This is a genomic window from Brevundimonas sp., from assembly GCF_035627475.1.
GTDB lineage: Bacteria > Pseudomonadota > Alphaproteobacteria > Caulobacterales > Caulobacteraceae > Brevundimonas.
Genome location: NZ_DASPLR010000027.1, coordinates 13,770 through 37,118 on the forward strand (window position 1 = coordinate 13,770; position 23,349 = coordinate 37,118).

General features: G+C 69.7%; 22 protein-coding genes and 1 pseudogene. 14 read left to right on the forward strand and 9 right to left on the reverse strand.

The window, feature by feature from the left end; translation table 11 throughout:
- The first annotated feature begins 49 nt into the window (after positions 1-49).
- From VEA62_RS06660 to VEA62_RS06695, 8 genes are read left to right on the forward strand one after another with little or no spacing between them, the layout of a single operon-like run.
- Complete coding sequence (locus VEA62_RS06660) at positions 50-1,183, forward strand: Re/Si-specific NAD(P)(+) transhydrogenase subunit alpha (protein WP_324819858.1); 1,134 nt, start codon at positions 50-52, stop codon at positions 1,181-1,183.
- The gene (locus VEA62_RS06665) at positions 1,180-1,431 is read left to right on the forward strand and encodes a hypothetical protein (protein ID WP_324819860.1); all 252 of its coding nucleotides are present in this window, start codon (positions 1,180-1,182) and stop codon (positions 1,429-1,431) included. The genes VEA62_RS06660 and VEA62_RS06665 overlap by 4 nt, the downstream gene beginning before the upstream one ends.
- The gene (locus tag VEA62_RS06670) at positions 1,431-1,739 is read left to right on the forward strand and encodes an NAD(P) transhydrogenase subunit alpha (RefSeq protein ID WP_324819862.1); all 309 of its coding nucleotides are present in this window, start codon (positions 1,431-1,433) and stop codon (positions 1,737-1,739) included. The genes VEA62_RS06665 and VEA62_RS06670 overlap by 1 nt, the downstream gene beginning before the upstream one ends.
- A complete protein-coding gene (locus VEA62_RS06675) occupies positions 1,736-2,038 on the forward strand; it encodes a hypothetical protein (protein ID WP_324819864.1) in 303 nt (100 codons plus the stop codon). The genes VEA62_RS06670 and VEA62_RS06675 overlap by 4 nt, the downstream gene beginning before the upstream one ends.
- Positions 2,035-2,328, forward strand: coding sequence for a hypothetical protein (locus VEA62_RS06680; protein WP_324819867.1), 294 nt, complete (start codon positions 2,035-2,037; stop codon positions 2,326-2,328). Before VEA62_RS06675 ends, VEA62_RS06680 begins: the two co-directional genes overlap by 4 nt.
- A gap of 2 nt (positions 2,329-2,330) precedes the next feature.
- A complete protein-coding gene (locus tag VEA62_RS06685) occupies positions 2,331-2,741 on the forward strand; it encodes a hypothetical protein (RefSeq protein WP_324819869.1) in 411 nt (136 codons plus the stop codon).
- A gap of 25 nt (positions 2,742-2,766) precedes the next feature.
- On the forward strand, positions 2,767-4,197 hold the full coding sequence (locus tag VEA62_RS06690; protein WP_324819871.1) for an NAD(P)(+) transhydrogenase (Re/Si-specific) subunit beta: 1,431 nt from the start codon (positions 2,767-2,769) through the stop codon (positions 4,195-4,197).
- A 23-nt stretch (positions 4,198-4,220) separates the two neighbouring features.
- Positions 4,221-4,628: a DUF1801 domain-containing protein gene (locus VEA62_RS06695; protein ID WP_324819873.1), complete on the forward strand. Its 408-nt coding sequence runs from the start codon at positions 4,221-4,223 to the stop codon at positions 4,626-4,628.
- Here VEA62_RS06695 and VEA62_RS06700 read toward each other — a convergent pair whose 3' ends face one another.
- The gene (locus tag VEA62_RS06700; protein WP_324819875.1) at positions 4,629-4,859 is read right to left on the reverse strand and encodes a hypothetical protein; all 231 of its coding nucleotides are present in this window, start codon (positions 4,857-4,859) and stop codon (positions 4,629-4,631) included.
- Between the two features lie 87 nt (positions 4,860-4,946).
- Here VEA62_RS06700 and VEA62_RS06705 point away from each other — a divergent pair, with 87 nt between their 5' ends.
- From VEA62_RS06705 to VEA62_RS06715, 3 genes are all read left to right on the forward strand, one after another.
- On the forward strand, positions 4,947-5,936 hold the full coding sequence (locus tag VEA62_RS06705) for a WYL domain-containing protein (protein WP_324819877.1): 990 nt from the start codon (positions 4,947-4,949) through the stop codon (positions 5,934-5,936).
- Between the two features lie 64 nt (positions 5,937-6,000).
- Positions 6,001-7,404 (forward strand): hypothetical protein, encoded by a 1,404-nt coding sequence (locus tag VEA62_RS06710; protein ID WP_324819879.1) that lies wholly within the window; start codon positions 6,001-6,003, stop codon positions 7,402-7,404.
- Positions 7,405-7,499: 95 nt separating this feature from the next.
- Positions 7,500-9,428 (forward strand): PAS domain S-box protein, encoded by a 1,929-nt coding sequence (locus VEA62_RS06715; RefSeq protein ID WP_324819880.1) that lies wholly within the window; start codon positions 7,500-7,502, stop codon positions 9,426-9,428.
- 1 nt (position 9,429) lies between these two features.
- Here VEA62_RS06715 and VEA62_RS06720 read toward each other — a convergent pair whose 3' ends face one another.
- Positions 9,430-10,869, reverse strand: a complete 1,440-nt coding sequence (locus VEA62_RS06720) for a helix-turn-helix domain-containing protein (RefSeq protein WP_324819882.1) — start codon at positions 10,867-10,869, stop codon at positions 9,430-9,432.
- A gap of 154 nt (positions 10,870-11,023) precedes the next feature.
- Here VEA62_RS06720 and aceA point away from each other — a divergent pair, with 154 nt between their 5' ends.
- Both aceA and VEA62_RS06730 read left to right on the forward strand, forming a co-directional pair.
- On the forward strand, positions 11,024-12,304 hold the full coding sequence (gene aceA / locus VEA62_RS06725) for an isocitrate lyase (RefSeq protein WP_324819884.1): 1,281 nt from the start codon (positions 11,024-11,026) through the stop codon (positions 12,302-12,304).
- Between the two features lie 14 nt (positions 12,305-12,318).
- A complete protein-coding gene (locus VEA62_RS06730) occupies positions 12,319-12,528 on the forward strand; it encodes a hypothetical protein (protein ID WP_324819886.1) in 210 nt (69 codons plus the stop codon).
- A 9-nt stretch (positions 12,529-12,537) separates the two neighbouring features.
- On the opposite strand, the gene VEA62_RS06735 is transcribed toward VEA62_RS06730, so the two are convergent.
- The 6 genes and pseudogenes from VEA62_RS06735 to VEA62_RS06760 all read right to left on the reverse strand — a co-directional run bounded on the left by VEA62_RS06735 (position 12,538) and on the right by VEA62_RS06760 (position 21,461).
- A complete protein-coding gene (locus tag VEA62_RS06735) occupies positions 12,538-14,838 on the reverse strand; it encodes a hybrid sensor histidine kinase/response regulator (RefSeq protein WP_324819887.1) in 2,301 nt (766 codons plus the stop codon).
- Positions 14,839-14,901: 63 nt separating this feature from the next.
- The gene (locus VEA62_RS06740; RefSeq protein WP_324819888.1) at positions 14,902-15,528 is read right to left on the reverse strand and encodes a M23 family metallopeptidase; all 627 of its coding nucleotides are present in this window, start codon (positions 15,526-15,528) and stop codon (positions 14,902-14,904) included.
- Positions 15,529-15,792: 264 nt separating this feature from the next.
- Positions 15,793-17,637, reverse strand: a complete 1,845-nt coding sequence (locus tag VEA62_RS06745) for an autotransporter domain-containing protein (protein WP_324819890.1) — start codon at positions 17,635-17,637, stop codon at positions 15,793-15,795.
- An 89-nt stretch (positions 17,638-17,726) separates the two neighbouring features.
- Positions 17,727-18,956 carry a phosphoglycerate dehydrogenase gene (serA, locus tag VEA62_RS06750; RefSeq protein WP_324820114.1) on the reverse strand — a complete coding sequence of 410 codons (1,230 nt, stop codon included), beginning with the start codon at positions 18,954-18,956 and terminating at the stop codon, positions 17,727-17,729.
- A 135-nt stretch (positions 18,957-19,091) separates the two neighbouring features.
- Positions 19,092-19,610: pseudogene (locus VEA62_RS06755) on the reverse strand (HAD family hydrolase); the annotation flags it as partial.
- Between the two features lie 444 nt (positions 19,611-20,054).
- Positions 20,055-21,461, reverse strand: coding sequence for an SDR family oxidoreductase (locus VEA62_RS06760; protein WP_324819892.1), 1,407 nt, complete (start codon positions 21,459-21,461; stop codon positions 20,055-20,057).
- A gap of 150 nt (positions 21,462-21,611) precedes the next feature.
- On the opposite strand from VEA62_RS06760, the gene VEA62_RS06765 reads away from it, so the two are divergent.
- Positions 21,612-22,532: an Hsp33 family molecular chaperone gene (locus VEA62_RS06765; protein ID WP_324819894.1), complete on the forward strand. Its 921-nt coding sequence runs from the start codon at positions 21,612-21,614 to the stop codon at positions 22,530-22,532.
- On the opposite strand, the gene VEA62_RS06770 is transcribed toward VEA62_RS06765, so the two are convergent.
- Positions 22,496-23,320, reverse strand: a complete 825-nt coding sequence (locus VEA62_RS06770) for a hypothetical protein (protein ID WP_324819896.1) — start codon at positions 23,318-23,320, stop codon at positions 22,496-22,498. The genes VEA62_RS06765 and VEA62_RS06770 overlap by 37 nt on opposite strands.
- Between the last annotated feature and the right edge of the window lie 29 nt (positions 23,321-23,349).

Here is a 23,349-nt window from a genome sequence, read left to right on the forward strand (position 1 = left end):
CCCCGATCAGCCTAACGTTCCCGCGTCGAGAGATGACGGAGGGATTCGCTTGGCTGTCGCCATCGCCGTGACCCGCGAACGCCGAGACGGCGAGACGCGCTGCGCCGTCACTCCGGAAACGGTGAAGAAGCTCATCGCCCTCGGGGCGAGCGTGACGGTCGAGGCGGGGACCGGCGCCGGCTCGTCCATCCCGGATGCCGACTATTCGGCGGCGGGCGCGGCGGTGAAGCCGGACATCAAGGCCGTGCTGTCGGGCGCCGACGTCCTGCTCAAGGTGCGCGGGCCGACGGCGCAGGAGACCAGCGCGCTCAAGCCCGGCGCGGTGGTCGTGGCCCTGCTGGATGCGTACCGGGACAAGGAGACGGTGGCGGCGCTGGCTGGCGCCGGGGTCACCGCCTTCGCCATGGAGTTCGTACCCCGGATTTCGCGGGCGCAGGTGATGGACGCCCTGTCCTCCCAGGCCAATCTGGCCGGCTATCGCGCGGTGATCGAGGCGGCCTACGCCTTCGGCAAGGGCTTTCCGATGATGATGACGGCGGCGGGCACGGTCGCCCCGGCCAAGGTCTTTGTCATGGGCGCGGGCGTGGCCGGGCTGCAGGCCATCGCCACGGCGCGGCGGCTGGGGGCGGTGGTCACGGCCACCGACGTGCGGCCGGCCTCCAAGGAGCAGGTCGAGAGCCTCGGGGCCAAATTCGTCGCCGTCGAGGACGAGGAGTTCAAGGCCGCCGAGACCGCCGCTGGCTACGCCAAACCGATGTCGGCCGAGTATCAGGCCAAACAGGCCGAGCTGACGGCGTCGCACATCGTCAAACAGGACATCGTCATCACCACCGCTCTGATCCCCGGGCGGCCGGCGCCGCGGCTGGTCACGGCGGCGCATGTGGCCTCGATGAAGCCGGGCAGCGTGCTGGTCGACCTGGCCATCGACAACGGCGGCAATGTCGAGGGGGCGAAGGCGGGCGAGGTCGTGACCACGGCGAACGGCGTGCGGATCGTCGGCTGGACCAATATGCCGGGCCGGATCGCGGCCGACGCCTCGGCCCTGTATGCGCGCAACCTGAGCGCCTTCGTCGGCCTGCTGATCAAGGACGGCGCGCTGGCGGTCGATCTCGAGGACGAAATCCTCAAGGCGGCGGCGGTGACCCACGGCGGGGCCGTGGTGCATGAGGGGGTGAAGGGATGAACAGTCTGAGACTGACCGCCCGCATCATCGCCTGTCTCGTTGGTGTGGGGGGTGTCGCCCTGACCTTGATCAACCTGCCGTGGAGCGCCTTGACGGTCTCGTCGCGGCCGCCCGCCTATGTCTTCAGCAATCTCATTTTCGGCGCGCTGTTTCCGCTGTTGCTGTGTCTGACGGTCACGATCGGACTTTTGCTGATCGCGCGCGTCGACGAGCGGCTTGAGCGGCTCGAGCAACGGAGGGACGCCTGATGGAACACGTCGACCCCACCATCTTCCGCCTCGCCATCTTCGTGCTGGCGATCTTCGTCGGCTACTACGTCGTCTGGTCGGTGACGCCGGCCCTGCACACGCCGCTGATGGCGGTGACCAACGCCATTTCGTCGGTGATCGTGGTCGGCGGACTGATCGCGGCGGCGGCGGCCAGCGGCGACGACGGCTGGATCGCCAAGGGGGCCGGCGTCGCCGCCGTGACCCTGGCCAGCGTCAACATCTTCGGGGGCTTCATGGTCACCCGACGCATGCTGGCCATGTACCGCAAGAAGGAACGACCCCGTTGATACCGCTCGCCGACCTGTACTTCCTTTTCGCCTTTCCGGTCGTCCTGATCCTGGTGTTCGGCTTCCTGATTTTCGGCGGCCGGCTGGAGGGTGAGAAGCGGCAGCGCGTCGAGCGGACGATCGCGGCGATCATCTATCCGCTGATCACCCTCTACTGGCTGTGGAAGGCGTACGACTACGGCGTGAAGGAGGAGTGGTTTCTCGGCCTCGCCATGCTGGGGGTCGGGCTGATCTTCGTCATGAACGGCATCCGCTCCGTACATCAGGGCCGCCTCGCGCCGAGGAAACGACCCCGGTGATCTTCGACATCCAGCAGTTCGCGGTCGGCGCGTCCTGGGTCGCCACGGCGGTCGGGGCGGCGCTGTGGCTGTGGAGCTGGCTGGGCGAGAAGGACGCCGTCCGCAAACTGCGCTTCATGGACTGCGGCGTGGTGCTGCTGTTCTCGTCGATCCTGCTGCGTATCGTAGCGCAGGAGAAGCAGATGGGCGTGCTGGACTGGGCCATGGTCTTCCTCGGCCCGCTGTTCATCGCCGCCGCCCTGTGGCGGCTCGCGCGGACGGCCTGCCCGCCGCCGGGGAGCGGAGGGTGACCGTGCGCCGGCCAAACAGGGAAGGGGCGCGGGTGGGGATCGCCGCGGCCGTCTTCGCCCTTCCGCTCGCCCTGGCCGGGGCGTCCGCGGCGCAGACCTGGGTCGGCACGAACATCGAGGGGGGCATGCACTGGCACGTCTCCGCCCCGGAAGGCGCGGCCTGGCGGCTCGAGTGCCGCTTTCCCCCGGTGACCTACTACCGCAATGCCTACGAGCAGAAGGCGTGGATCAACCGGTTCGAACGCAGCGGGCGGGGCGATGACTCCGGACGCCTGCCCCTGAACATCGGCCACTGCCACCTGTGGAAGACCGGCGGCCGGGGCGCGGTCGCCATCGGCGTGTCGCGGCCGGGCGAGACCGTCGCCGACGCCAGCCGGGATCGGGCCACCCCTGCGGCGGTGGGGTTCCTGTGACGACGACCCCCTTGAGAGGATCAGCATGAACGCATCGATCGCGGCCCTGGCCTATCTGGTCTCCGGCGTCCTGTTCATCCTCAGCCTGCGGGGGCTGTCGAGTCCGGAGACGAGCCGGCGGGGCAACACCCTGGGCATGATCGGCATGGCGCTGGCCGTCGGGGTGACGCTGGCGACGCTGTGGTCCGCGGGCGACCTCGATCCTTTGACGGTGGCGCTGATCGGCGGGGGCGTTGTGATCGGCGGCGGGGCCGGCGCCCTGATCGCGGCGCGGGTGCAGATGACCCAGATGCCCCAGCTGGTCGCCGCCTTCCACAGCCTCGTCGGCATGGCGGCCTGTCTGGTGGCGGTGGGGGCCGTCTATGCACCCGGCTCGTTCGGCATCCTCAACGACCCGCTCGATCTCGCCAGCGGCATCAGGACGATCTCGATCATCGAGCTGAGCCTCGGGGTGGCCATCGGGGCGGTGACCTTCACCGGCTCGGTGATCGCCTTCGCCAAGCTGAACGGTAATATGAGCGGGGCGCCGATCATCCTGCCGGCGCGGCACCTGATCAACATCGGACTGGGTCTGGGGCTCATCGCCCTGATCGCGGTGATGATCGCCTCGGGAGGGACGGCGGTCTGGGCCTTCTGGGGCGTGTTCGCCATCGCCCTGATCCTCGGCGCCACCCTGATCATCCCCATCGGCGGGGCGGATATGCCGGTGGTGGTGTCGATGCTCAACTCCTATTCCGGCTGGGCGGCGGCGGCGCTGGGCTTCACGCTGGAGAACATCGCCCTGATCATCACCGGGGCGCTGGTGGGCAGCTCGGGCGCGATCCTGAGCTACATCATGTGCAAGGGCATGAACCGCAGCTTCGTCAGCGTGATCCTCGGCGGCTTCGGCGGCGGTGACGCGGTCGCGGGCGCGGGCGGCGCGGTCGAGACCCGGCCGGTCAAACAGGGCTCGGCCGAGGACGCGGCCTTCATCATGAAGAACGCCTCGAAGGTCATCATCGTCCCCGGCTACGGCATGGCCGTGGCCCAGGCCCAGCACGCGCTTCGCGAGATGGCCGACAAGCTGAAGGAGGAGGGGGTCGAGGTGAAATACGCCATCCACCCCGTCGCCGGCCGCATGCCCGGCCACATGAACGTCCTGCTGGCCGAGGCCAATGTGCCCTATGACGAGGTGTTCGAGCTGGAGGACATCAACTCCGAGTTCTCGAGCTGTGACGTGGCCTTCGTCATCGGCGCCAACGACGTCACCAACCCCGCCGCCAAGACAGATCCCAAGAGCCCCATCTTCGGCATGCCGGTGCTGGACGTGGAGAAGGCCGGGACGGTGCTGTTCATCAAGCGCGGCATGGGCTCCGGCTATGCTGGCGTGGAGAACGAGCTGTTCTTCCGCGACAACACCATGATGCTGTTCGCCGACGCTAAGAAGATGGTCGAGGGGATCGTGAAGGCGCTGTGAGCGCAGGTGAGAAGGGGTGAACCATGGCTGCGGAGCCCAAGACCAGACCGACCGGTGTCCCGGTCGCCGACTTCATCGCCGCCGTCGAGAATCCGCAACGCCGCGCCGACGCCGAGGTGGTGCGGGCCATGCTCAGCGAGGTCACGGGCGAGGAGCCTGTGATGTGGGGGCCGTCGATCGTCGGCTATGGCAGCTATCGCGGGCCGACCGGCGACTGGCCGGTCATCGGCTTCTCGCCGCGCAAGGCGCAGCTGGTGCTCTACATCATGCGCGGCTTCGCGGATTTCGGCGATCAGCTGGCGCGTCTCGGCAAGCACAAGACGGGCGGCGGCTGTCTCTACATCAACCGGCTGGACGACGTGGACCTCGGCGTGCTGCGCGAGATGGCGGCGAGTTCGGTGGCGTGGATGCGCGAGCGCTATCCCGGCTGATCACGCCGCCATGCGGAAGTCTCCGGCCGGGTCGAACGCGGGCCGGGCCTCGTCCCACAGGGCGTCCTCGTCGGCGTAGCGGGCGGACAGGCGGGCGTCGATGACGTCGATCACCTGTTCCTCGAGCCGGTCCCAGATCACGGCCAGGTCGCCGCAGCCGTCGGCCTCGCACGGCACGATCAGGTAGCGGGAGGCGGCGATGGAGGCGGTGGGGGCGAAACGGCGGGCCATGAGAGAACTCCTGAAGCGGTGTGTCTGTCGATGGTTCGACTATGAGACAGCGTTGCGTCAAAATCGGACGTATGCTTCAGTGACGGCATGAGACACGACAAGGCGGCCATGGTCATCGACCTCGCCCGGCGCATGGCCGCCAGCGCCGAGGGCCTGACGCTGGGCGAGATCGAGCGCGACCTCGACGTCGGCCGGCGCACGGCCGAGCGGCTGCGCGACGCGGTGATCATGCTGTTCCCCCAGACGGAGGAGGTCTCGGACCCGCCGAACAAGCGCTGGCGCATCCGCGGCGGCCTGTCCGCCTTCGAACAGGCCCCCACGACCGAGGAACTGGTCGAATTGACCAAGGCGGCCCAGGGGTTGAGGGCTACCGGCGAACCGGGGCGGGCGGCGGCGCTGGAGGGGCTGGAGCGCAAGCTGAAGTCGGCCATGCGCTCGACCACGCTGAACCGGCTGGCCCCCGATCTGGAGGCGCTGGTGCGGGCCGAGACCATCGCCGTGCAGGCCGGACCCCGGCCTTCTGCGGACGAGGCGGTGCTGGCCGAGATCCGGCAGGCGATATTGGCGGGGCGGCCCCTCGGCTTCATCTACAGCCGCCCGGGGGCCGAGGCCCGCAGCCGCAGCGTGGCGCCCTGCGGCGTCATGTTCGGGCGCGCCAACTATCTGGTCGCCGCCGACCGCGAGAGCGGACGCATCCAGACCTTCCGTCTCGACCGGATGAGCGCGGTAAGAGCGGAGGAGGGAGTGGCCTCCCCGCCGGCGGACTTCGACCTGCAGGCCTTCGCCAGCCAGTCGTTCGGCATCTATCAGGACGAGATCGAGGACGTGGTTCTGGAAGTCTCGCCCGACGGCGCGGCGGAGGCCCGGGCCTGGCGCTGGCACCCGACCCAGAGTCTCGAGGACCGCCCGGACGGCGGCGTCATCGTCCGCTTCCGCGCCTCGGGCATGCGCGAGCTCGCCTGGCACCTGTTCAGCTGGAGCGGCCAGGTCCGCATCGTCGCGCCCGAGCGGCTGAAGGCGGTCATGGCCGGAGAACTGGCGGCGGCGACGCGCGCCCTCGACCCGACCCAAGCCTGACGAAAGCTTAAGCTGACACTGTTCGGCCAGGTGTCTACGGCGGAGGACCAGAGAGGGCCTCCCCATGATCCGTTCACTTGCCGCCGCGCTGGCGCTCCTGATGCCGACCGCGGCTTCCGCGCAGACCGGGACGCCGCCGCCCCCGGCCGCCGCGGTGGTCCGCCACGAGGGGGGCGCCTGGACTCTCGACCTCACCCTCGACCGCGACGCGCCGCTCTGGGTGTTCGGCGAGTCCGAGGCTCTGGCCGACGGCCGCGGCTGGCGGCTCCATCAATGGACCGTCGAGACCCCCGGCGCGGTTCTGGAGACCATCGGCGGGCGCGATGTGCTGCGCGGGGTCGACGGCGCGCCCGTGCCGCGGCGGGTGCGGCTGCGCATGGAGCCGCGCTTTGTCGATCTGCAGGCCAACTATGATCCGGTGCTGACGTTCTCGACCGGGGCCGTGGCCTGGTACAGCGAGGCCTTCCACCTGATCCCTCTCGAGGCGGCGGATGCCCTCGCGAGCCTCCCGCGCGACCTCGGGCCCATGGTGGACGCCGTGGGGCCCACGCGGACGACCTGGAGCGACGCCGATGGGGCGGTGCTGGCCCAAGGCCAGCGGCTGGTCGACCCGGACTCGACCAGGAGCGGAACCTATATCCTGTTCGGCGAGGCTGACATCCGGCCCGGCGAGGCCGTTTCGACCGTGGTGGACCCGGGTCTGCCGGCCTGGATCGCCGCCGAACTGTCCGACTACGCCCCGCGCGTCGCGGCCTATTACGCCGCCCGCCTCGGACCGGGCGGGTCGGACGCGCCCACGGTGATGATGAGCTGGACCGGTCCGACCGCCGGGAAGACGAGCATGGCCGGCAGCGTGCTGCCGGGCCTGGTGGTCATGGCCTTCGAGGGCGAGGGCGTGCTGGAGGCCACGCCTGGCGTGCGCAACATGGCCCGCTGGTTCATCGGCCACGAGAGCGCGCATTTCTGGCTTGGCCAGACCGTCCACTACGAGAGCGCCCTCGACTCCTGGATCACCGAGGGCGGCGCGGACCTGATGACCATCAGGGCCCTGCAGACGGTGGACCCCGCCTATGGCGGGCGGGGCCGGCTGCAAGCCGCCGTGGACGACTGCATCGGCTTCGCCGACGAGCCGGTGGCGACTTCGGGCGACCGGGGCGAGTTCAAGGCCCACTATGCATGCGGCGCCGTCTTCGCCATGGCGGCCGAGGCGGTTCAGAAGCGGGCGACAGGCGGGGACTGGTTCGACTTCCTGCAACCGTTGATCGCCGCCAGCCGCGCCGACGGCGTGCTCACCCGCGAGGAATGGCTGTCCGCCCTCGACAAGGTCTCGGGTGATCCCGCCCTGCGCCGTGACATCGAGACCCTGCTGGACCAGGGCTCGGACGACCCGGCCGGACTCGTCGCCGCTGTTCTCGACCGGTCCGGGCTGGCGTACAGGAGGGAAGGGTCGCGCCTCGTCCTCGATTGATCCGTATGGCGGGGAACCGTGAACAGCCCTTCGCGTTATCTGCAGTTCCGCGAAAAGAGGCGCGCCCGGGGGCGGGATGCATGGATACTGCAGAGGTGACGGACACGCTGCCTCAGGTTGACGACCGGTATCGGCTTCTGGTCGACGCCATCACCGACTACGCCATCTACATGCTGGACCGCGACGGCTTCGTGACCAGCTGGAACGCCGGCGCCCAGCGGTTCAAGGGCTATCGGCCAGCCGAGATTCTCGGCGAGCATTTCTCCCGCTTCTACACGGCGGAGGATCGTGCGGCCGGCCTCCCGGAGCGGGCGCTGCGCACCGCCACGGAAGAGGGGCGTTTCGAGCATGAGGGCTGGCGCGTCCGCAAGGACGGCGGGCGGTTCTGGGCTCATGTCATCATCGATCCCGTGCTGGCGCCGTCCGGGGAACTGGTTGGTTTCGCCAAGATCACCCGCGACCTGACCGAGCGGAAGAAGGCGGAGGAGAGCCTGCGCCGCAGCGAGGAGCAGTTCCGGCTGCTGGTGCAGGGCGTGACCGACTACGCCATCTACATGCTGGACCCGACCGGTCGGGTGAACAGCTGGAACGCCGGCGCCGCCCGGATCAAGGGCTATGTCCCGGCCGAGATCATCGGCGAGCATTTCTCGCGCTTCTACACCGAGGAAGACCGGGCCGCCGGCGAACCGGCCAAGGCGCTCGCGACGGCCACCGAGGCCGGTCGGTTCGAGAAGGAAGGCTGGCGGATACGCAAGGACGGGAGCCGCTTCTGGGCCCACGTGGTGATCGACCGGATCCGCAATGACCAGGGCGAGATCATCGGCTTCACCAAGATCACGCGCGACATCACCGAGCGGATGGAGGCCCAGCGGGCCCTGGAGGAGGCGCGCGAGGCCCTGTTCCAGTCCCAGAAGATGGAGGCGGTGGGGCAGCTAACCGGCGGCATCGCTCACGATTTCAACAACCTGCTGATGGCGGTCCTGGGCAGCCTGGAACTCGTCAGAAAGCGGGTCCCATACGATCCGCGGATCACGCCGCTGATCGACAACGCCATCCAGGGCGCCGAGCGCGGGGCGGTTCTGACCCAGCGCATGCTGGCCTTCGCCCGCAAGCAGGAGCTGAAGATGGAGGCGGTCGACGTCCCGTCTCTCGTGCGCGGCCTGATGAGTTTTCTCGACCGGACGATCGGCCCGAACATCGAGGTCAGCATGCGGTTCCAAAGCGAGCTGCCCCGGGTGCACACCGATCCGTACCAACTGGAGGCGGCGCTGATGAACCTCGCCGTCAATGCGCGTGACGCCATGCCGCGCGGCGGCTCCATCACCATCAGCGCCCGGCCCGAGAGACTCCGCCAGCATTCCGTGCTCGCGCCGGGAGACTATGTCCGGCTGATTGTCGCGGACACCGGCGAGGGCATGGATGAGGCGACCCTGGCCAGGGCCACGGAGCCCTTCTTCACCACCAAGGGCGTCGGCAAGGGCACCGGACTGGGGCTGTCGATGGTGCACGGTCTTGCAGGCCAGTCCGGCGGCTGGTTGACACTGAACAGCCGACCGGGAGCGGGCACCCAGGCCGAACTCTGGCTACCTGTGGTCAGCGGCGAGCTCGCGGCGGCCACGCAAGGGGCGGTCGGCGACGACGTGGCGGGGGCCGCGCGACGGCTGCTGATCCTGGCCATCGACGACGACAGCCTCGTCCTGACCAACACCGCCGCCATGCTGGACGACCTCGGTCACGAGGTGATCGTGGCGTCCTCGGGCAAGGAGGGACTGGAGGTGTTGCGCAGCCGGCCCGATATCGACCTGATCATCAGCGACGAGGTCATGCCGAACATGACCGGTTCCCAGTTCGCAGAAGCGGTGCGGCGCAGCCATCCGGACCTGCCGGTGATCATCACCTCAGGCTATGCCGACCAGGCGCCGAATGCCGGCGTCGGCCCGCCTCGCCTGGCCAAGCCGTTCGCCCAGAGCGATCTCGCCGCCTTCGTCAACGAGGCGCTCGAACAGACCCCACCTGCCGCCTGATTCAGCCGGGCTGCGCGGGGCCCGTGAACGGATAGGGGCTGACCGATTTCGACCAGTCGTCCACCGTCAAGGGCCGGTCTACCGGGGGCGCGGCGCGCTCGGCGCAGGGATGGCGGTGGCACAGGCGGCAGGCCGGCCCGATGGGGGTCACCCCGGGCGCGCCGAGGTCCAGGCCGCGCGCATAGACCAGACGGTGGGCGTGCTTCAGCTCGCAGCCCAGGCCGATGGCCAGGTCGTGCCCCTCGGTGAAGGCGTCATGCCCCTGCCGGTCGACCGTGCGGGCGAGGGTGAACCAGCGTTGGCCGTCAGGGGTCTCGATGATCTGGGTGACAACCCGGCCCGGCGTCCGGAAGGCGCTGTGAAGCCGCCAGCGCGGACAGGCTCCGCCGAAGCGCGAGAAGGGGAAGGCGCCCGAGGCGAACCGCTTGGAGATGTTGCCCGCCTGGTCGACGCGCATCAGGAAGAAGGGGACGCCCCGCGCCGTCGGGCGGGACAGGGTGGTCAGGCGATGGGCCGCCTGCTCGAACGAGACGCCGAACCGGGCCTGAAGCCGGGCCAGATCGTAGCCGGTCTGTTCCGCCGTGCGCTGGAAGGCGGCGTAGGGCATCAGGACGGCGGCGGCGAGGGTGTTGGTCAGTGAGACCTTGAGCAGCCGCCGCGTGGGCTCGTCAGGCGGGGTGGCGGCCTCGGTCAGGGCGGTCAGTTCGGCGTCGTGCCCGGCCAGGGCCAGCTGGAAGGCCAGGGCGAAGGCGCGGGACGAGGGGCCCAGCGTCTCGGACAGCAGCAGCCGCTTGCGATGAGGATCGTAGCGGCGGGTCCATTCGACCATGACCTCGGCCGGAAGGGTCCGCACGGCCAGGCCGTGTCGTGACAGCAGGCGGGCGCGGGCCCGGGTCTCGAACGGCTCTCCCGGCGTTTCGGCCTCCAGCGCCTCAGCCAGCGCCTCACCCAGGACGTCGAGTTCGGGAAAGTGGTTGCGGCGCCCCTGGATATAGTCCCGCACCCGGTCGGCGGGCGTCTCGTCGCCGGCGCCGCCGGCGATATCGGCCTCGGCCCGGTCGCGGGCACGCCGATCCGCGAAGGCCCGGTACAGGCGCAACAGGGCGTCGGCGGCGGCGGGCTGGTCCTCCGCCAGCTGGACGATCTCGTGGCGCGGGACCGGCAGGCCCTGGAACAGCGGGTCGGCAAAGGCTTCCGCCAGTTCCGACTCCGTCGCCGGCCCGCCGGATTGGCCAAGGGTGCGCAGATCGACGTCGTAGGTATCGGCCAGACGCAGCAGGAGCTGGGCCGAGACCGGCCGCTGGTTGCGTTCTATGTGGTTGAGATAGCTGGGGGAAACGCCGAGGTCGGCGGCCATCGCCGTCTGGGTCAGCGCCAGATCGCGCCGCAGCCGCTTGAGGCGGCCTCCCAGGAACAGCTTGCGGTCGGCGGTCGCTTCCATCGCCGCACGATGTCACAGAATGACTTAAGAACAAGTGTCATGATGTGACTAAACGACATGATATTTGGCGGGGCTGCAGTGTCATTCGTGACTGTAGCGTGTTCCTCTCCACGCCACCGTGGCGGACCGGCCGCGACTTGCAGAGACCCCGACCATGTCCACCTTCGCCGACCTCGTTCCTTCGCCCGCCGGCCGTTTCGATGGCGTCGAGCGGCCCTATTCGCCCGAGGATGTGCTGCGCCTGCGTGGCTCGCTGCCGATCACCCACACCCTGGCCGAGCGGGGCGCCAACCGTCTGTGGCAGCTGCTGCATGACGAACCGTTCGTCAACGCGCTCGGCGCCGTCACCGGCAACCAGGCCATGCAGATGGTCCGCGCCGGGCTGAAGGCCATCTATCTGTCCGGCTGGCAGGTCGCCGCCGACGCCAACACCGCCGGCGCCATGTACCCTGACCAGTCGCTGTATCCGGCCAACGCCGCGCCCGAGCTGTGCCGCCGCATCAATCGCACCCTGCAGCGCGCCGACCAGATCGAGCATGCCGAGGGCGGGGCGAAGCGCGACTGGTTCGCGCCCATCGTCGCCGACGCGGAGGCCGGCTTCGGCGGGCCCTTGAACAGCTTCGAGATCATGAAGGCCTTCATCGAGGCCGGCGCCGCCGGCGTCCATTTCGAGGACCAGCTGGCGTCCGAGAAGAAATGCGGCCACCTGGGCGGCAAGGTGTTGATCCCGACCCAGGCGCATGAGCGCAACCTCATCGCCGCCCGCCTCGCCGCCGACGTCATGGGCGCGCCGACGCTGATCGTGGCGCGAACCGACGCCGAGAGCGCCCAGCTGATCACCTCGGACATCGACGAACGGGACCATCCCTTCATCCGGCGCGACGATCGCACCCCGGAAGGCTTCTTCCGGCTCAAGGAGGGCACGGGCCTCGACCACTGCATCGCCCGTGGCCTGGCCTACGCCAGATACGCCGACGTGCTGTGGTGGGAGACCTCCCATCCCGATCTGGACGACGCCCGCCGCTTCGCCGAGGCGATCCAGAAGCAGCACCCCGGCAAGCTGATGGCCTACAACTGCTCCCCGTCGTTCAATTGGAAGGCGAAGCTGGACGACGCCACCATCGCCAAATTCCAGCGCGAGCTGGGGGCCATGGGCTACAAATTCCAGTTCGTGACGCTGGCCGGCTTCCACGCCCTCAACAACTCGATGTTCGAACTGGCCGACGGCTACCGCGACCGCGGCATGGCCGCCTATTCCGAGCTGCAGCAGCGCGAGTTCGCCAACGAGGCCGCCGGCTACACAGCCACCCGCCACCAGCGCGAGGTCGGCACCGGCTATTTCGATCAGGTCGCCACCGTCATCTCGAATGGCACGTCTTCGACCACGGCGATGAAGCAATCCACCGAGGCCGCGCAGTTCGTCGCGGCGGAATGAGCAGGAGAAGACCCATGGAACCCATGACCCGACCGCAGGCGATCATAGACTTCTGCCTGGCCCCCCTGAACCTCGACACCCGGAGCGAGGCCGAGCGTGAGGTGCGCCGTCGGCTGGAGCACGTCATCAAGACCTTCCAGCAGCGCGCCGCCCGCCCCGTGGCCGTGGATTTCTCGTCGATGCCCTCGCAGGTCATCAACGAGGCCGCGCACGGCTACGAATAGGCGGGTTCGTCAGGCCGCGATCGACCGGGCCGCCGCCTGGGGCAGGGTGACCATCAGGTTCAGCAGCTCCGCGGCGTCGAACGGCTTGGCCAGATGCAGGTCCGCGCCGGCGGCCTCGGCGGCGACGATGTGTTCCGGCAGGGCGTTGGCCGTCAGCATGACGATCGGCGTCCGCTCCAGGCCCATCGCCGCCTCGTGCAGCCGGATCTCGCGGGTGGCGGTCAGCCCGTCCATCACGGGCATCTGCATGTCCATCAGGATCAGGTCGTAGTCGGCGTCGCGCATGGCCTGCAGCGCCTGGGCGCCGTCCTCGACCGAGGTCAGGGCTACGTCGGCCTGGGCCAGGATCATCTCGACCACGCGGCGGTTCACCGGGTGGTCGTCGGCCATCAGCACCCGGGTGGTCCGGCGCTCGGCCGTTTCGTCCTCCGCCGGCGGCGCGACGGAGACCACGGGCGCGTCGGCGGCCCGCAGCGGCACGGTCAGGATGAAGGCGGATCCGCCGCCCGGCTCGCTCTCGCAGTCGAGGTCGCCGCCCATCATCTCGGCCAGTTGCCGCGATATGGCCAGGCCCAGGCCCGAGCCGCCGAATTTGCGCGTGATCGCCCCGTCGGCCTGTTCGAAGCGGCTGAACAGCCGCTCGCGGGTGTCGCAGTCGAAGCCGATCCCGGTGTCCTCGACCGAGAATCGCAGGGTCGGTCCGCCGTCCCGGTCGGGGCCGGTGGCGGCGGTCAGGCTGACGAAGCCCTCGCTGGTGAACTTGACCGCGTTGGAGACCAGATTGGTCAGGATCTGCTTCAGCCGCACCACGTCGCCGGCGATCCAGCGGTCCGCCTCGGGCGCGATCTCGACGAAGAACTGCAGCCCCTTTTCGCGCGCCGACGCCTCGTAGAGCCGGGCCGCGTCACGGACGGCGCTGCCGAGGTCGAACGCCTCCTCCGACAGTTCCAGGCGGCCGGACTCGACCCGCGCCAGATCGAGGATGTCGCTGAGCAGGACCTGCAGCGTACGGCCCGAGGAGTGGATCAGATCCAGCATCTCGCTCTGCTGCGCCGACAGGCCGGTGTGGGCGAGCGCCTGGGCCACGCCGATGACGCCGTTGAGGGGCGTGCGGATCTCGTGGCTCATATTGGCCAGGAACTGGCTCTTGGCCGCGTTGGCGGCCTGGGCGGCGTCGCGCGCCTCGGCCAGCGCCCGCGCGTCGTTCTTCAGGTCGGTGATGTCGGTGCAGACGGTGACGATGCCCCCGGCCGCCGTGCGGCGGTCGGCCACGCGCAGCCAGCGGTCGCCGGCGATGCGCTGTTCCATCATCGCCGACAGGGCGCGGCGCGATTCCATGCGCTCGGCGATCCATTCCGTCTCGCGGCCCTTGGCTTCGGCGTAGAGACCCTCGTCCAGCCCGATCTGGATGATTTCGCGGAAGGTCATTCCGGCCTGGAGATTGGACGACAGCTCCGGATTCACCTCGTCATAGCGATTGTTCCACAGCACCAGGCGGTCGTCCGCGTCGAAGAAGGCCAGGCCGTCGGGCATGGCGTCGATGGCCTCCCGGATCTGGTTCAGGGCGCTGGCGCGGGAGAAGTAGCCCATCCAGGCGACCGCGCCCGCGACGGCCACGATGCTCATCACCATCACGGTCAGCACCGCCAGCATCGTCGAGGCGGACAAGGTGGGGCCCACGTCAGCCGCGGCGATGGCGCCCGCGGCCTCGGGCGTGACGGCCATGGCGCTCATGGCCGTGAAATGAAGGAAGATGATCGCCAGCGCCCCGGACAGGCAGGTCGCCACGAAGCGTGCGGTTCCCTTGCCGTAGACGACGGCCCCGGTGGCCAGGGCCATGATCAGACCGCCCGCGACGGCGGCTCCCGCAAGGACGGGATCCCAGCCGATGACCCGTCCCGGCAGGTCCAGGGCGGCGATGCCCACGAAATGCATGGAGGCCACGCCGGACAGGCCGACCATGCCGCCCAGCGCGCGGTGCAGGCGGCTGCTCCTGATCATCAGGACGACGGAGCCGAGCGCGACGCCGGCCACGCAGAGGGCGAGCGACGCCAGCGTCAGCAGCAGGTCGTAGCGGACCTCGCCGCCGGCGTCATAGCCCTGCATGGCCACGAAATGGGTGGAGAAGGCCGCGACGCCCCCGACGACGGCGCCGAGCAGCGCGACCTCGCGCCGGCGCGCCCGCTGAAGGCTCCGGGCCTCGACCAACAGGCGGAAGGCCGTCCCGAGGCCGAAAATGCACAGCCCGGCGGCCGCCAGCGTCCAGCGCCAGTCGTGCTCGATCGTCAGGCAGTACAGGATCCGGTCCAAGTCGCCCCCTTCTGACCGGACACCATCGGCGAAAGGGGTGAAGAAACCGTGGCCGCAGCGGCTCTAGACTGCGGCGGGATCGATCTCGACTTCGAACGCCTGGCCGAGCACGGAGGTCGGATTGACCTGGGCGTGGTCGCGGCGGACCTCGAAATGCAGGTGCGGGCCGGTGGAGCGGCCGGTCGAGCCGACCAGGCCGATGCGCTCGTCCGCGGCGACCTTGTCGCCCCTCGCCACATCGATGCGGCTCAGGTGGGCGTACAGGGTGCTCATCCCGTTGGGGTGGCGCACCTCGATGAAACGGCCGTAGCCCTTGGCGTCATAGCCGGTGCGGAGCACCTCGCCCTCGCAGGCGACGTAGACGCTGGTGCCCTGCGGGGCGGCGATGTCGACCCCCTTGTGCTGTCGGGCCCGCGCTTCACTGGCGAGACGGCGCAGGCCATAGGCCGAGTTGATGGCGTAGCCGCGCAGCGGCGCGACGAAGGCGATCAGCCGGGTCATCGCGCCGGCCGGCCGGGCGACGGCGGTCACCGGGGGCGCCTCGGGCACGGCCATCTCGGCTTCGGCAGGCGCGTAATAGGGTTCGGGGGCAGGGGCGAAGGCCATGGCCAGCACGGCGACCGAGGTCAGCGCGGCGGCTTGGCCGGAATGGAACAGGAACGACCGGACGGTCGGCAACAGGCGTCGCATGGGCGGCGTCAGCTCCGTCTTTGCGGCTCGATTGAGCAGTGAAGGCGCCGACGGGCCGCCCGACAGGCGACGCTCTCGGCCGGCGACCGGGAGGAGCTCTTCCTAGGGGCCGGGCTGGGCGACTTTGGGGCCAAAAAGGTTCCGTCAGGGCGACAGGAGGTCGCAGCGGAGCCGTGGAAAGGCCTACAAAATCAATAAAAAGCGATGCGCGCAAAAAAGGCGCGCCACCCGAAGGCGGCGCGCCCGATTGGAGATTCTCCGCGCCTACTGGAGCGGCAGGCGGAAGGTGATGGCCCCGACGTGACTGTCCGCCGCGTCGCCGAAGCGGCCGCGGTAGCCGAACGAAACCGTACCGGGGCCGACGTCGGCCTCAAGTCCGGCCGAGGCGATCATCGAACCGCCGAACGGGTCTTCGATGTCGCGCTCGAGGACCTGTGCGGGGTTGCCGGCGATGCCGACCCGGACGGCGTCGCTGCTGTCGCCGAAGGTGTCGCGATAGCCGCCCTCGATCCAGAAATTCGTCCCGTTTCCGCCGCCCTCGGCCCGCAGCGAGATTTCGCCGCTGGCCGCCTGCACCGTGCGGTCCTCGTATTCGTACTGGGCGGCGATGCCCTGTTCGACGTAGCCGTTGACGTCGGTCGAGACGAAGTTGAGGGCGGCGCGGGGGGAGAGGGCGATGCCGCCCATCTCGAACCAGGTCCCGGCCTGCAGGCGGGCGCCAAGGCTGCCGCCGTCGGTCTCGCCGCTGTGAACGACCGGGGCCAGCGAGGTGACGCGGGTGATGTCGTCGTAGTGGTCAATCGAGCCGCCGACGGTGGCGTTGACGAACATGCCGCCGGAACGCCAGCCGGCGTAGATGTCGAAGGCATAGGTTTGGACGTCGAAGTCCATCAGCCCGGCTTCGACCTCGGCCGTGCGGAAGGTGCCCGCCAGGCCGAAGCGCGCGGAGCCTGACATGACATGGTCGAGGCCGACCCGCCCGCCCCAGCCGGTCGCCTCGGCGGCGGCCACGACGCCGCGGGCGTCAGTTTCGACACTGTCGTAGAGCGCCCCGAACGTCACATGGGTGCCGGGCTCCCACGCGCCGCGCGCCGACAGACCCTCGCTGGCGAGATCCAGCAGGTCCTCGCGCTGGCGGAAGCCTGTTTCGGCCTGGACCGCCGATTGGGCGCCGAGGTCGCCGTAGTAGAGGTAGTCGTTGGCCAGCGCCGCGATCAGCCGGTGCCCGGCGGCCGTCGGGTGGACGCTGTCCCAGTACAGGTAACTGTCGGGGTTGGAGCAGACGGTCAGGGTGACCTGGTTGAAGCAGGCGTCGCGGGCGTTGGTGAGCCCGAAGAGGCCCGGACTGCCCGCCAGGGTGTCGCTGATCTTGTACAGGTCCATCAGGATGATGTTGCTGTCCGGATTGTTGGCGGCGACCGTGAACAGGCCGGCGGACAGAGCCGAGTTGAAGGTGGTCCCGGCGAAGTCGGCCAGCGGGCCGAGCGGCGCGCCCGAGCCCTGGTTGAACTGGGGCGTGATGCCCAGACGCGGCAGGTTGGAAACCAGCACCGTGCCGGCGCCGGCGCCGGCGACCGAGTTGACGATGAAGTTGATGTCCGCGGCGGCGGCCAGGGCGGTGGGCTGTACGAAGGACTGCGGGTTGGTCACGGCCTGCTGGGCCGGCGGCAGAACGGCGAAGGCGGTAAGTTGCTGGAACAGGTTGTTGGCGCCGCCGAGAACGCTGACCAGGTCGTTGGCTCCGAAGGTTCCGCCGCCGCCGGTATAGGCCAGCAGCTGGTTGCGCATGCCGGGCGGCAGGGCGGCGTTGTCGGTGCGCGCGCCGCCGAAGGCGTAGTTGACGCTGCCGGTCACCGGCGCGCCCGCGGTGTAGCGGCCCGCGTTGAAGCCCAGCAGTTCGGTGAACACCGGGCCGTTGGAGAACCGGCCCTGGAAATAGGGTGGGGACGTCGGCTGACCGCTGATGGCGTAGAGGTTGCCGTTGTCGCTGAGGCTGTCGCCGAACACGACCAGACGGCCATAGCTCTGGGCGCTGGCGGTGGATGCGAATGCGCCGATGGCGGCGACGGTCAGCGCGGCGGCCGCCGCGTTGCGCAGGAAACGAGACATCGATGATCCTCCCTCGGTCGTCATCATGCGACCGTTGCGAGCACTCTGCTCCCGTTTTCGCGGTGCGCAAGATGCCGCCGGGGAAGCTTTCAGTGCAGCATCCGGAAGCGCAGCGTCCCGGCCACACTCCGCAACGCCTTCAGCGCGGCCGGATCGTAGTCGCGGTCGACGTCGGTGATGACATAGCCGGTGCGCTCGTCGGTCTTCAGGTGCTGGCCGAGGATGTTCAGCCCGGCCGCGGCGAGGGCGCGGTTCAGCTCGGCCAGAACGCCGGGCTGGTTGCGGTGGATGTGCAGGATGCGGTGCGCGCCCGACACCTCGGCCAGCTGCACGTTCGGCAGGTTGACGCAGAAGGTGGTGTCGCCCCGGTTCAGATAGCCCAGCAGCCGTTCGGCGGCGAACTCGGCGATGGCTTCCTGGGCCTCCTCGGTCGAGCCGCCGATGTGCGGGGTGAGGATGACGTTCTTCAGGCCACGCAGGGGGCTGTCGAACGGATCGGCGTTGGTCGCCGGCTCGTCCGGAAAGACGTCGAGGGCCGCCCCGCCGATCCGGCCCGAGCCCAGCGCCTGGGCCAGGGCGCCGACGTCGACGACGTGGCCTCGCGACAGGTTCAGCAGCAGCGCTCCCGGCTTCATCCGCGACAGTTCGGCCGCGCCGATCAGGGCGGCGTTGTCGGCCCGGCCGTCGACGTGCAGGCTGACCACGTCGCTCTCGCCCAGAAGGGCGTCCAGCGACGGCATGCGGCGCGCATTGCCCAGCGCCAGCCGCTCGGTCAGGTCGTGGAAGACGACCCGCATGCCCAGCGCCTCGGCCAGCACCGAGAGCTGGGAGCCGATGGCGCCGTAGCCGACGATGCCCAGGGTCTTGCCGCGCAGCTCGCGCGAGCCCGTGGCGGACTTGTTCCATTCCCCCCGGTGCATGGCGGCGGACTTGTCGGTCACGTCCCTGAGCAGGGCGATGGCCAGGCCGATCGCCAGCTCGACCACCGAGCGGGTGTTGGACCAGGGGGCGTTGAACACCGCCACGCCCCGCTCAGCGGCGGCCTCGAGGTCGATCTGATTGGTGCCGATGCAGAAGGCGGCGACCGCCATCAGCTTGTCGGCGGCGTCGAGGACGCGGGCGCTGACCTGGGTTCTGGAGCGGACGCCCAGCACGTGCACGCCCTTGATGCGCTCGATCAGGGCGTCCTCGCCCAGGGCCTCCTTGACCGTCTCGACCTGATAGCCGGCGCTTTCCAGCCGTTCGACGGCCGCGGGGTGGATGGCTTCCAGCAGCAGCATCCGCATCCGGCTGCGTGGATACGACCAGCGGCCGGACAGGCCCTCCAGATGCAGCAGTTCGTCGATCGAGCGGACCTCGGCGTCGGCGGCGGCGACCGCCCGCTCGCGGCGGACCACCTCGGTGAAGGCGTAGAAGCGGTCGGCCACGCCGGCCTGCTTCACCTCGGCGTCGGTCCAGCCGTCGCCGACCATGACGACCGGGCGGGGCAGGGAGAGGCCTTTCAGCGCCTCGGCCTTGCCGAACGGGGCGAGCAGGGGGCTGTCGGCGACGCCGGCGACCCGCTCGCCATCGTAGACGAGGTCGTTGGCGACGACCCGGTCGGGCGGAACGCCGAGGCTGTCGGCGACGCCCGCGATGATCTCGCGGAAGCCGCCGGAGACGATGACCAGCCGGTCGGCGTGGTTGCGGAAGAAGGTCCGGTTCCGCTCCACCGAGGGGGTCAGGCGGCGGATGGCGTCCCGCGCCAGCTGGTCGATATGGCCGCGGGTCAGGGGCAGCAGGGCGAGGCGGCGCTTCAGGGCCTCGGCGAAGGGGATCTCGCCGGCCATGGCGAGATCCGTCAGCCGTTCGATCTCGAGCCGGACAGCGGCGGCGTCGGGCCGGTCCTCGAGGGCGATCCCGGCGAGAAGCTCCAGCGTCTCGAAGTCGACGAGCGTGGAGTCGAAATCGAAAACCCAGATCGCGTCAGCCATGGCGTCGAGCTTGGCTCACCTTCGCAGATGCAGCAATGGCCACTTTTCACCCGGGTGAAATCCGCAACGACGGAGTGTCAGCGTCGGCAGAGTCTGCAGAATTGCAGCGGAACAGCGGGGGCGGAGTCGGCAGAGTCGGCATCGGCGCGCCTCGGGCGGTGCGGCGGAGATGCGATTGTCAAAGACCGGCGCCTGCCCTCGCGACAGGACGAGCGGCATTATGCGCCCGCTGTCGGCCCGGGCGGGCAGATGGGCTCGAGAAAAGGCGATGTGATTGAAGTCGCCGCAGGTTTTCCGCGCAATCCGACTATAGATTCGCGGATTGCCAGCACAGCGACCGGAACTCCTTGAGAGCGGGGCATCACCGGCACGAAGACGCCGGCCGCGCCCTTGAGGCCGACCGGCGCACACGCCGCAGGCCGTTCCGTCGGATTCCGACGAGAGTCAGAAGCGTCCGAGGCTGCGCAGCCTGCTGTCGGGCCGCCGGGCGTCGAGCGCCGCCGCGCCCACCGCGGCCGCGATCGTGGCCAGGGCGAGAATCGCCCCGCCTTCCTTCGCGTGCTCGCGGGCGTAGGTTCCCGCTTCGGAGGCGTAGTGACGCGCCCGCTTGCCGTGCTTCTTCAGCGCCTTGCGCGAGGTATGGCGGGTGTCGTGAAGGAAGCGCCGCGAGCGGTGGCCGGCCTCGTCGCCGAACTCGGCGGCGCGTTCGCCGGCTTCGCTGACGCCGCGCCGCACCGTCTCGGCCAGATCGTCGAAACGGGTGCGCAGCCCGTCCGTGTCGACCCAGCGGCGCGGACTGATCCGGCCGCGCAGGCTTTCCAGCCGGGTGGGGCCGGTGCGCTGGTTCAGCAGCAGGGTGGCCAGGCCAACGCCGGCGAGGATGGCGACGACGCCGGCGGCGATGCCGGGATGCTTGCGAACCTCGGCCAGGGCGGAGAACTGTCGAACCATGGGATAGTAGACCTCTTCGTCGAGACCGTCGTCGGTCGGGTCGTACAGCCCGTCCTCGTCCGGTTGCCAGGCGGAACTCCTGTCCCGCATCAGGCTAGGAGCGAACCGCGCGAAAAGAGGTTCCGCGAGGCCCGGCAGGGCGGAATAGAAACTGGCGATCAGCCGGCTGCCGCCACCGACGGTGATCTCCCGGATCGGATGGGCGGCGCAGTACAGGATGGTGTCGGCCACCACATGGGTCGCATAGACCGGCTGGGGATTGTGCATCGCCTGGCCGGTCAGGTTGCGGGCGTGCCTGTTGTAGGGCGTGTCGATGGCCCCGGGCTTGACCAGGCTGACGGTGACCGGCGCCTGTTCGCGCATCAGCTCCATGCGCAGGGCGTTGGTGAAGCCCTTCACCGCGTGTTTGGAGGCCGAATAGACGCCCTGGATCGGGATCGGCGCGTCTGAAAGGATCGAGCCGACGTTGATGATCGCCCCGCCGCCGGGCCGCTCGCGCAGGTGCTTCGCGGCGACCAGCGAGCCGTTGACCACGCCCCAGTAGTTGGTCTCGAACAGCCGGCGCTGGTCCTCCAGCGACGTCTCGCGGATGGCGCCGAAGATCGACACGCCGGCGTTGTTGATCCAGGTGTCGAAACCGCCGAACAGCCGCACGCATTTTTCGGCCGCCTCGGCGAGGGCGTCGTGGTCTGCGACGTCGGCCACGGCCCAGGCCGCCCGCGCCCCGGTGGCCTGAAGCTCTTCCGTCAGCGCCTTCAGATCGCTTTCGCCGCGCGCGATCAGGAACACGCAGGCCCCCGCCCGCGCCGCCCGCCGCGCCACCGCCAGGCCGATTCCCGAGGTCGCGCCAGTGACCACTATGGCCTGCTGGTTCAGGGGCTTGAGCGTCGCTTTGGTCATGAAACCGCCGGCTGGATGGGGTCTGGAAGGGCCTTGGGGAACGGGGCCGCGACCCCGCCGGTTCCTGCTCTAGCACGCTGCCCTTACCATCTGCGATACGGGCGCCTATCTTGCGGCGCTTCCGCACAACCGCCCCCTTCGAGGACCGCCGTGACCGATCACGCGCCCGCCGCCGCGCCTTCCGCTGACAACATCGCCGCCGCCTTCCAGATCGAGGGCTGGCCGGTGCGCGGCCGCCTCGTCCGGCTGGGGGACGCCATCGACGCCATCCTGTCGGCCCACGCCTATCCGGAGCCGGTCGCCGCCCTGCTGGGCGAGGCCTGCGCCCTGGCCGCCCTGATCGGCTCCAGCCTGAAGTTCGAAGGCCGGCTGATCGTCCAGGCGCAGGGCGACGGCCCGGTTCGCTATGTGGTGGCCGATTACGACACCCAGGGCCATCTGCGCGGCTACTGCCGCTTCGATCCCGAGGAGGTGGCCGCCGTCTCGCACGGCTTCGCCCGTCCGGGCGCCCGCACCCTGCTGGGCGAGGGCCTGTTCGTCATGACCCTGGACCGCGGCCCGGACTTCGAGCGCACCCAGGGCATCACCCCGATCGAGGGCGAGAGCCTGTCGCTGGCCGCCGAACACTATTTCCAGCAGTCCGAGCAGATCCCGACCCGCGTCCGGCTGGCCGTCGGGGCCGTGACCACCGATGGCGGCACGGCGTGGCGGGCCGGCGGGGCGCTGATCCAGCTGATCGCCGGCGACGCGGCGCGCGGCTCGACCGAGGAGGCCTGGGACCGGTCGCGGGCCCTGTTCCAGACCCTCGGTGATGACGAGCTGATCGATCCCACCATCTCGCCCGAGACCCTGCTGTTCCGCCTGTTCCACGAGGACGGCGTGCGGCTTGAGGACGCCCGGGTCCTGCAGGCCGTGTGCCGCTGTTCGAAGGAGCGCATCGGCGCCGTGCTGGCCTCGTTCGGGCCGGAGGAGCGCGCGGAGATGGTCGAGCCGGACGGCAAGATCCGGGTGACCTGCGAATACTGCGCGACGGTCTACGAACTGGAGCCGGAAGAGATCGCGGCCGGCTGAACCTGGGCCGCGGGCGGCGACGGCGTCAGGGGGCCCAGCGCAAGCACGCCGTCATAGAGCCCGTCTTCCGAGGGTCGCAGAACGATGCCGCGTTCATCGGGGCGAGGGTAGGCCGGGGCGATGTCGCGCGGTCCGCACCGATCGGCCACGCAACTCCATGACTGACCGCCCTGCTGGGCGACTTCGAGGCTGACGACGTCCGCCGGGGGCAGAAGGGCGGCGGCGCCCAGGAGATCGTCGCCAGGAATGCGCGCCTTCATGGCGTGGAAGTCCCCGACCAGCACAAGCACGCGCGCCCGGGGCCGCGTCTTCGCCGCTCGCGCCAGCCGGACCGCCATTTCGAGTTCGTCGTAGTTCTGGTCGAAGCCTTCGACGCGGCGATCCGAAGGCCGGAAGGCGCTGAACGAGACGTCGTGCCCGTCGGCCTTGAGGCGCCGCACGGACTGCATCATGTCCAGCATGGCTGCGCTGGAGCGGCCGTCCTGGATTCGCAGGTTCCAGAAGGGCGTGTCGTGCAGGGCTGCGGCCGCCGAGGCGTCGTCCGGCGCCTCGAGGAAAGCGTCCAGCCGGGGTTGCATCACGTCGGCCAGTTCCAGCGCTACAATGACCGGGCCCTGTGCAGCCGCGGCGCAGACGATCCTGGCGAAGGCGGCGGGGATTTCCTCTGTCCCGTGATCCTCGCCAACGATGATGAATCGCCGGTCCATCGCCAGCAGCGCCTCCGTTCCGGGCGGCGGTTCGCACCCGGGGGCCGCGGACAACGCCGCCGCCATGACCATGGCGATCATTCGTCAGGCCTCCCTATGTAAGGTTGCAT

Bases quoted from the DNA above. Each gene is read 5' to 3' on its own strand.
- VEA62_RS06710 (WP_324819879.1), top strand. From the start codon at position 6,001: ATGATCCGTTCACTTGCCGCCGCGCTGGCGCTCCTGATGCCGACCGCG.
- VEA62_RS06760 (WP_324819892.1), bottom strand. From the start codon at position 21,461: ATGACCAAAGCGACGCTCAAGCCCCTGAACCAGCAGGCCATAGTGGTC.
- VEA62_RS06705 (WP_324819877.1), top strand. From the start codon at position 4,947: ATGAGACACGACAAGGCGGCCATGGTCATCGACCTCGCCCGGCGCATG.
- VEA62_RS06745 (WP_324819890.1), bottom strand. From the start codon at position 17,637: ATGTCTCGTTTCCTGCGCAACGCGGCGGCCGCCGCGCTGACCGTCGCC.
- VEA62_RS06770 (WP_324819896.1), bottom strand. From the start codon at position 23,320: ATGATCGCCATGGTCATGGCGGCGGCGTTGTCCGCGGCCCCCGGGTGC.
- VEA62_RS06700 (WP_324819875.1), bottom strand. From the start codon at position 4,859: ATGGCCCGCCGTTTCGCCCCCACCGCCTCCATCGCCGCCTCCCGCTAC.
- VEA62_RS06730 (WP_324819886.1), top strand. From the start codon at position 12,319: ATGGAACCCATGACCCGACCGCAGGCGATCATAGACTTCTGCCTGGCC.
- VEA62_RS06670 (WP_324819862.1), top strand. From the start codon at position 1,431: ATGGAACACGTCGACCCCACCATCTTCCGCCTCGCCATCTTCGTGCTG.
- aceA (WP_324819884.1), top strand. From the start codon at position 11,024: ATGTCCACCTTCGCCGACCTCGTTCCTTCGCCCGCCGGCCGTTTCGAT.
- VEA62_RS06720 (WP_324819882.1), bottom strand. From the start codon at position 10,869: ATGGAAGCGACCGCCGACCGCAAGCTGTTCCTGGGAGGCCGCCTCAAG.
- VEA62_RS06740 (WP_324819888.1), bottom strand. From the start codon at position 15,528: ATGCGACGCCTGTTGCCGACCGTCCGGTCGTTCCTGTTCCATTCCGGC.
- VEA62_RS06690 (WP_324819871.1), top strand. From the start codon at position 2,767: ATGAACGCATCGATCGCGGCCCTGGCCTATCTGGTCTCCGGCGTCCTG.
- VEA62_RS06695 (WP_324819873.1), top strand. From the start codon at position 4,221: ATGGCTGCGGAGCCCAAGACCAGACCGACCGGTGTCCCGGTCGCCGAC.
- VEA62_RS06665 (WP_324819860.1), top strand. From the start codon at position 1,180: ATGAACAGTCTGAGACTGACCGCCCGCATCATCGCCTGTCTCGTTGGT.